Here is an 8,132-nt window from a genome sequence, read left to right as displayed (position 1 = left end):
GAGAAGTGAATCAGACATTTATTTCCAGTGTCAGCAATCAACGTAATCATATTCCAAGAAAATCATTGAATTACAGAACACCAATCGAAATATTTTTGAGCTATGTACAAGAAGCATTTTATTCTAGCTTAATTTGACAAATCATATTAAAATAAATGTCATAGAAAATCAATAATTTAGGTAGCCACCATGTGTATGCAGTAGCGTGTCTTCTTCCCTTGAGGCTTTTTGTTTTTCGATACGTTCTTCTTCCCAAACAGACAACGCTACTAGAATCTCTCTTAATGATTTTCCTTCTTCGGTGAGCGAGTACTCTACTTTAGGCGGGACTTGGTTATAGGCTTTTCGATGGATACTTTCATCTTGTTCTAACTCTCTTAACTGCTGGGTCAGCATTTTTTTTGTGATCGTAGGGATTTTCTTGCTTCTCCACGCCTAAAATAAGCGATATTGCTCTTCCCTTTATCTGGTGTAAGCAAAGCAGTTAGCATTTTGACGATCGTGGGTTCCGCTTTTCACTTCTTATCTACTTAGTATCATGAAGTATACTTTCGTACTAATACTAAGTAGCGGAAGTGTCAACTACTTTGTTTAACTACATAGCAAAACAAACAGAAGGGTGACAACGGTCATCACGCTTCTGTTTCTTTTGAATATGCTGTGTTGTTGTCTCTATCTCCGTGTAGACTTTCCTCAAGCTTATCCTTTGACAGTAAGTCAGTAGGCTGATTTGCTCTTTCTAGATGCCAGATACATTTCTACAAAGAAACAGTGATTCTGCTTTGAAAAATCGATTTTTAGTTCTGCATTTTCGTAAACATCCAGCATTTTTTTCGCACTGTATAGACCTAACCCGCCATTTTTTTTAGAGGTTTTTCCTCTTTTGACCATCTCCGATAGCGTCAAATTCGTTGGATTTGCCTTGTTCGCTATACTAAAACGTAATCCCTCTTTTTCTTCCAGCAGATTGATCGTAATCGGACTCTGACCGGCTACACGATGATCGAATGCGTTAGAAATAAAAATAGATAAACAGCGAATAAAAACAACCAGATCAATCGGGATTGTTTTCACTTCGACAGGAATAACTACTTGGATCGGGATTTTCTCCGATTCTGCTTTTTCTAGAAATTTTAAAAAGACACCCCTGACAGCTGGGGATACAATATTTGTTAGCTGTTGTATTTGCGGTTTTTCAAAAATAGCTGCAGAATGATCTTCTAAGATTTCTAAAAATTCCAACGTTTCTTTTTTATTTTCTTGAAGAGTAATTTTTAATGAAAACAGTAGACTTTTATAATCATGTTTGAATTCCTCTAGATGATGGTAATATTCTTCATTTATTTGATACAGTTGAAGCGATTCCTGATGTTGTCTTTCTTTTACTTGGAAACTGATCAACATAATGGAAAAAAACAAAGAAAAAAAACTGATGACTATCGACAAAAGAGATAGAAGCAGATAATTAGATGAGCGGAAGTGAACACTTCCCAATACCAAGTAAATCACGCCCCAACTTAATAAAATACAAATACCTCCAAAATAGTGTTCAGTTGGATAAGTAAAAAGCAAGTTGAGAAATCTCGTCTGTTTGTCTATACTTTTTACTAATAGATAGAAAATAAATGCGATAAGTAGTGCAAAAAAACTTGCTGTTCCAAGGTGTCTCTTTCCTAAATAATCCATCAGATCAAAAACCAGAAAAAAGCTGAGTCCAGTGATAGCAAAAAAAAGATTACTGATCAAACAGCTGATAAACAGGTTTTTCGTAGTAAAATAAAAAAGAAACATCAATAATAAGCCAACTAGGTAAGGAAAACTCACTTTAGGGATAGGAAGTAAAAGTGTCACCACCATCAAAGCTATACAACCAAAGCTGTTTTTTACTAGCAGTTGTTTCGAAAAGAATAAATAGATACCTAAATCTAAAATCAAAGTAAAGGTCAAATAAAGTGTCACTGTTGCGACCATCTTATTCCTCCATTGTTTTGTTTCAAAATGTACACATATTTTTTTGATAGGAGCCTGCATATGAAAAAGTATTTTATCATAGAAGATAACCAGTTTCACAGCGAATGGATCATCAAAGAATTGGTCAATCATCATATCGAGAATATCGTGCAGCTCACTTCTGTCTCTCAAATCAATCAGTTGATCCAGTTGGGCACTATTGATAATCACGATGTTTTCTTTATCGATATCGACTTGAAGCAATCACTCACAGGTATTGATGTCGCCGAACAAATACGTAAAAAAAATGCACATAGTAATATTGTTTTTTTCACCGCTTATACGAATTTTGCAGTAGAGATCATCAATCGGAAAATCCTTCCGATTGGATATATCAGAAAAGACAGGAATTTATCTGAACAAATTCGTCAAGTGCTAGAACAGATCAATTGGAAAGAACAGCAGATCGTAAATGTCGATAAAATCTTTATTGATCAAAAAGGTGGAAGTCTCGTCCTGTATCCTCGGGAAATTTTATATATTGAAAGTATCAAAGGTTTGAAAAACCAAGTTATGGTCAAAACAACTACAGAAGATAAATTAGTGAATACTTCTTTAAAACAATTGAAGACAGAGTTAGAAAAGTATGCTTACTTTTTACTTTTAAAATCTTACTGTATCAACTTATCGCAATTGCAGAAAATTGATTCTGCTCATTATGTGTTAGAATTTTTCAACGGTGACTCCTTACTCGTTGGTCGAAAGATCTTTGAAAAGACAAAGGAACGTTTCCATGACTTCCAAAAAACTGCTTCGAGTTGATGAATAAGAGCTGAGACGTAAGCATATCAGATTTCAGGGAGTGGGCCTTGAATCGGCTCCACTCCCTGAAATCGTTGATATGATTTTACGCTTCCTCTTCTGTAGGAGCATCTGTTAACGACCATGTGAATGTTGAAACGTAGTTGTCTACAGCATAATTGGATACAGGAACAAATAATTCCACTGATTGTCTCCCTTGTTCCGCATTTTCCCCTAGTGAATAAATCCATGTGCCAATCCCTTCATTTGCCCCTACAGTTACTAGATCTACTGCCTGATCTGCTGGGATCTCGATTCCTTCAGCGCCAGTTCCAGAAATGGTAGATGGCGTTCCACTGCTATTAGTTGCGCTATTTCGAATCACAGCATTTTTGAATTTCACCTTTGATCCAGTTAGTTTATTCGTATCAGATGTTGTTCCAATAAATTCTGTTCGTTTGACTGATAGTTTCCAACCGGCATAATTTCCGCTTTTATCCGTTACTTGTACGAAATTCTGTACTTGTGTGGGTGCCCCAGTACTGTCCGTTCCGCTTTGTAATGCAGCATATACTGTTTTTGCTGTTCCTAATTTGATTGTTCCGAAATCAAGATCTGGAGCTTGGTCAATCGTCAGTAATCCGGATGTTCCCTGATTTGGTTCGTCAGGTGTAAACGGCGTATCGGGATCATTTGGATCAACAGGAGGAACCGGAACGACGTCTTCAGGATTTGCGGCATCTGGTTTTGTTACAGAAATCGTTCCTTCTGTAGTGGCTGAGCTCTTATTCTCAGCAAAAACACTTTGTGTATATAATAATAGACTTCCAGCTAGAACGGTACTTAATGCAATTGTTTTTTTCATTTCTTTTTCCTTCTTTCTTTTAAAATAAATAATCCAGCAAATAAGCCAATAAGAATGACTCCAACAAGTATCAGCCATCGCCAGTCAAATGTTTCTGGCTGATTTTTTAAATCAATATCCTTTTCATTCAATTGGTCCGCTGCATCATCAGTTATTTCAAAATCAGTATGAAGATTCCAGCGTTTTTCTTTCCAAGCACCCTTCACAACCGCTTGATAATGTCCCGGAGCTAATTTTTTTCCTTCTAATGGGACAAGTAAATCAAAATTTGTATTGGGTGCTACATCTATTTTTTCTTTTTTTATTGAAAGGTAAGGTTCTTTTGAGTCTTTTTTGTAGATTTCAACCGATGTAGTCAAGCTGAACATATAAGAAGCATTTGGATTTTGAAGATTCACCTTAATCACATTTCTTCCATCGCTTTGATCCGCATAAGCTTTTTTTAATTTCAAATCTGGGGAAGACTCTTTTTCGCTATTTCGAATCAAGATCGCTTTCACTTGAGAAAACTGATTGACGACACCAACTGTACTTTTGTTAGAAACGTTCTCTTTTTTTTCTTGAAACGTGATCCCTCCTGCGACCACACCAGCCAGCTCTTTTTCTGGAGCTTTCAGTGAAAGTGTCTCAGTGACCGCACTTTGAGGAGGAACAGTTATTTCTCCCACTGTTTTTGCTAAGTTTTTCATATCATAACTTAATGTTTCATCTAATTTACTTTTTGATTCTCCATATTCGATCACACCGTTTGAATTCGTCGTAGCAGAGTGGATCAATGTCTCAACTGTTACTGGTTTATCTGTTCGGTTAAAGACCGTGTAGGGGATTTCCTGTGTTTTTCCAGGCTCCATCCTTACATTTATATATGTTTTGTTCTTATTGATCTGATTAGCCGGCAATTCAAAATCTACCGCAAAATTGAATTCGGAGGCATGGACAGGTGTCTGCCAAAGGATGAATCCAAGGAGAAGGATCAGAAGTAAAGAGCAGTTGTTTCGATGACTTTTATTCCATATTCGATTCATCAATCATCCTCCTTGATCTTTATTCTGTCGGCGCATCTGCTAATGTCCATGTCATCTCTGCTGAGTAATCACCAGCTATCTGATTTTCTTTAGTTAAGACAAGTTTAAACGCCCGACCGTTATTTAAATATTCTGAATAATCTGCTTGCGCATTCGTAGAATTTTGTCCTTCGACAATTTCCAGTTCTTCTTCATTCACTAATTGATACTCTTCGCCTTTCTTGAAATAAAGGACATCCTGCATAGAAAATCCTGAATCGTTTGTAAAGGGCTGAGATAGTTTTATTGTTAAGATCCATGGACTTTTTGTTTCTCGTTGGTCATAAATCCATAATTTTTCCTGCGCATCCATTTGGCCAAATGCTTCTTGCGTCAACCCAGTTGCTTTGATCTGTCCAAAATCGAGTTTGGAAGGGGCAAGAAATGAGAGACCACCTTCTACTACAATCTTCGCAGCAGGCGCAAAAGGCGGAGCATCATGATAAACAACTGGCGTATCACTTGGATTGTGATTCCCGATTTCATCGTTGGTACTTGGCTTGTTCTGCACACCCTTAGCAGCAGCTTCTCCTGCTTGGTCGTTTAATACGATTTCTAATATATCTCCTGCAAAAAGCTGATTTTCTGGGATAGAAAGAACAAATTTACCTGTATCATCAATAGTGGTTTCTGACAAAACAGCTTGATTTTTTTTCAATGAAACTAAGGATCCTGCTTCGCCTGTACCTGTGATTGAGCGAGAAGCTGCATTGATCAATGTGGTACTTAATTTAGCAGGCTCAGGAGGAATGACATCGACTGTCGTTTTGGCAGAGTCCAGTTCTGTCACTTCTTGGCCGCTTCTTACTTTTTTAGCAGCAACAACTTGCACTTGATCCTCCGTTTTTAATCTCTCATCATTGGGTACTTGAACTTCGAACAAGCCGCCTTGTTCGCCTTCTCCCCATGGGTTATATCCTGCCCCTTCATTTTCATCTGTTTGTCCTTGCGTGAGAGCAGTAATTTCTACAGGTGATTTCGTCGTATCTGCGTAAGTAATACGTAAAGTCACTTCTACTTCGCCTGTCCAAGCATCTCTTGGCTTTGCCTAGACACCTTCGGGAACAACGACATGCCCATAGATTTTTTTATCTGCATTCGTTGGCACTCTTAAGGATTCAGTCATCGGGAGCTGATTATTGGCACTGATTCGATTATAATTTTTCATTCCGGCACCTGTCTGAGCAAATTCATTTGTTAAACCTGCACTAGGGCTTGATACGAAATTGCCTAAGTCGGTCCCATTGATCGATAAGTCTGTCATATCAGAAAAATAATCCGGGTCTTTTTCAAAGTTATCGAATGTTGCGCCTGTTTTTCGCCATAAAGCGATTTCTGAATGGGCGATCTTTAAAGAAGAATCTCCATTTCCTTGGAATACCCAGCCGCCTATGCCATTGGTCTCGCTTCCAATCCGTTTGTTTTGGAAATCAAAATAGGTAGGAGATTCTAAGTCCACATTCAACACATCCCCACTGATGATGCCGGTCTTATCTTCCCCTGTTTTCCCGACCATGACTAAATAAGTTTTTTCACCTGCCGTAAAATTTAAATCAATATCTCCAGTTGTATCTACAGTTGCTCCGGAATCTGCGCGTATATCGATATTTGATTTTTCTCCAGTGACTGTAAAATCAGCTGAACCTGGACTTTCTAGAAAACCAGAAGCGTCATAAAATTGGATCGCTTGATTTCCTTGATTGAGTCTGTTCACGTAAGATTTGCCATCACCTGCATTTCTTACCCTCAATGAGCCTCCATTGGTTACTGTCAGCTTTTGCGTACCGTTCTCAAAACGAACTGCGCTGGAACGCCCACTCTGCTTATCGATGTCGATAACTGATCCGGCTCCTTCTACGATCAAAGAAAGGCCTTTTCCTACAAAAAGCATCCCATTGTTCCCGGGTTGATCGTCATCTCCAGCCATTTTGACCGAGATTTGTCCACCACTTGATACATGGATTTGACTAGAATCTCCTTGCAAGCGAAATCCGCACGTAGTTGCTGTATTGATGGTGATTTTCCCACCATTCGATACAGTGACTTTCGATCCTGAACCTCTCATTTGGATGATTCCGCGATTGTTGTCATTGGTAATATTGATCTTTGTATTTACCGAAAATTCGCTTCCCGAACCACTGACTTCAAACATGACATTACCAGGTAGCGTATCGACTGCCTCTCCTTCATCAATAACGCCATCTGCCCGATCATAATCAAGAGAGACCTTTGAACCGCTTAAGATATGGATTCCTGGCGCTGTTTTTCCACTACCAGTCTCATCTCCTGAATCTAGAAAACCGTAGAATTTCCCTAGATACGGTCCATAAAGTTGACTACCATTGATCACATTCAATTGATAGCTTCTACAAAAATAGGCTTTACCCGGAGCGGCATTAAGTCCTTCCTTCACTGGTTGGACATCCAACACACCGGAAACACCATCTAATGTGACAGTTGCACGAGGAGCGTAAATCAGTCCTAATTTGGACCCATCATACAAATCAAGTGTCCCGGTAAATTTTATTTCTCCCGTAAAATGATATCTGCTTCCCCAAAAATCGGTCATATAAGCAATGATAATGGCATTTCCATCGATATTTGGTGTCAATCCACCTGGATGTGCAGCTGTTCCTTTAAAATTCTGGAACTCGATCGACTGAGGTATCTCATTGATATAAATATGGTGTGTGCCGAAATTGTGAGCGAATCCACCAAAATCAATAACGATATCTCGTTTGATCTCTAATTCCCTGTCTAAAGTCAAAGGCTGAGTCAGTCGGATCTTAGTTACTGATTCGTCTGCGAGAAGCTGCGCCAGTTCTTCTGTTGTGGCAGCTTCGCTGTACCCATCCGATGAAACAGCTCTTGCCAGTGCCGCTTCACTGCTATCAGACGTTTGTTCAGCTACTTCTGAGGTCTCACTTGTCTTATTTTCTTCTTGCCTTTTATTAGTAGAAGCCTCACTTTGAGATTCTGTAGTTTCAGAAGTAATCGATTCTTCTGAAAAAGTAGTCTTGTCAAAACTTTGATTCTCTGATTGCGTTGATTCGTTTGTTTTCTCTACATCGGCAAAAACGGATGTCACCATCAAGAGAGGGAAGACAAACAAAATCGACGCAATCAGCTTTTTTACACATTGATTCATTCTCCACCATCCTCTCTGACGTTTTGACAATTTTATTTTATCGTTTTAATCTATTTCCAATTGTACTTTCATATTTAAAATATGTATTTTTATGGAAAAATTTTTCTATTAGGTGTAAATTTCTTTTTTGTACAAAAACATACTAAGATTAGAGGAGAACATCATTGACGAATGATGTTCTCCTCTATTTTCTATTTTTAGATTATAGTGAAGAGTGAAAGAAAGTTCGAACAAAGCCTTGAGGACTACGAGTCCCTATCAAAAACCGAACTTCTTTACTGTCATTTTAGAATCAGGTTTACGT

The 8,132-nt window shown here is 38.3% G+C and carries 5 protein-coding genes and 2 pseudogenes; 2 read left to right on the top strand and 5 right to left on the bottom strand.

Going from position 1 to position 8,132, the window contains the following annotated elements; genetic code table 11:
• A pseudogene (locus KFO35_RS13580) lies at nucleotides 1-137 on the top strand (IS30 family transposase); the annotation flags it as partial.
• Between the two features lie 31 nt (nucleotides 138-168).
• On the opposite strand, the gene KFO35_RS13575 reads toward KFO35_RS13580, so the two are convergent.
• Together KFO35_RS13575 and KFO35_RS13570 are read right to left on the bottom strand one after the other, a co-directional pair.
• Nucleotides 169-396: a winged helix-turn-helix transcriptional regulator gene (locus KFO35_RS13575; RefSeq protein ID WP_002293846.1), complete on the bottom strand. Its 228-nt coding sequence runs from the start codon at nucleotides 394-396 to the stop codon at nucleotides 169-171.
• A gap of 321 nt (nucleotides 397-717) precedes the next feature.
• Complete coding sequence (locus KFO35_RS13570) at nucleotides 718-1,971, bottom strand: GHKL domain-containing protein (RefSeq protein ID WP_070703770.1); 1,254 nt, start codon at nucleotides 1,969-1,971, stop codon at nucleotides 718-720.
• A gap of 60 nt (nucleotides 1,972-2,031) precedes the next feature.
• On the opposite strand from KFO35_RS13570, the gene KFO35_RS13565 reads away from it, so the two are divergent.
• Nucleotides 2,032-2,772 (top strand): LytR/AlgR family response regulator transcription factor, encoded by a 741-nt coding sequence (locus tag KFO35_RS13565; protein WP_002291154.1) that lies wholly within the window; start codon nucleotides 2,032-2,034, stop codon nucleotides 2,770-2,772.
• 85 nt (nucleotides 2,773-2,857) lie between these two features.
• Here the strand turns inward: KFO35_RS13565 and KFO35_RS13560 are convergent, their stop codons facing one another.
• From KFO35_RS13560 to KFO35_RS13550, 3 genes and pseudogenes are all read right to left on the bottom strand, one after another.
• Nucleotides 2,858-3,616, bottom strand: a complete 759-nt coding sequence (locus KFO35_RS13560; protein ID WP_070703772.1) for a WxL domain-containing protein — start codon at nucleotides 3,614-3,616, stop codon at nucleotides 2,858-2,860.
• The gene (locus KFO35_RS13555) at nucleotides 3,613-4,641 is read right to left on the bottom strand and encodes a WxLIP family cell surface protein (RefSeq protein ID WP_002314595.1); all 1,029 of its coding nucleotides are present in this window, start codon (nucleotides 4,639-4,641) and stop codon (nucleotides 3,613-3,615) included. Before KFO35_RS13555 ends, KFO35_RS13560 begins: the two co-directional genes overlap by 4 nt.
• A 19-nt stretch (nucleotides 4,642-4,660) precedes the next feature.
• Nucleotides 4,661-7,828, bottom strand: a pseudogene (locus KFO35_RS13550) (Ig-like domain-containing protein).
• Between the last annotated feature and the right edge of the window lie 304 nt (nucleotides 7,829-8,132).

Origin of the sequence: Enterococcus lactis (assembly GCF_015751045.1) — a bacterium.
Classification (GTDB): Bacteria; Bacillota; Bacilli; order Lactobacillales; family Enterococcaceae; genus Enterococcus_B; species Enterococcus_B lactis.
This window is presented reverse-complemented; position numbering and strand designations above follow the sequence as displayed.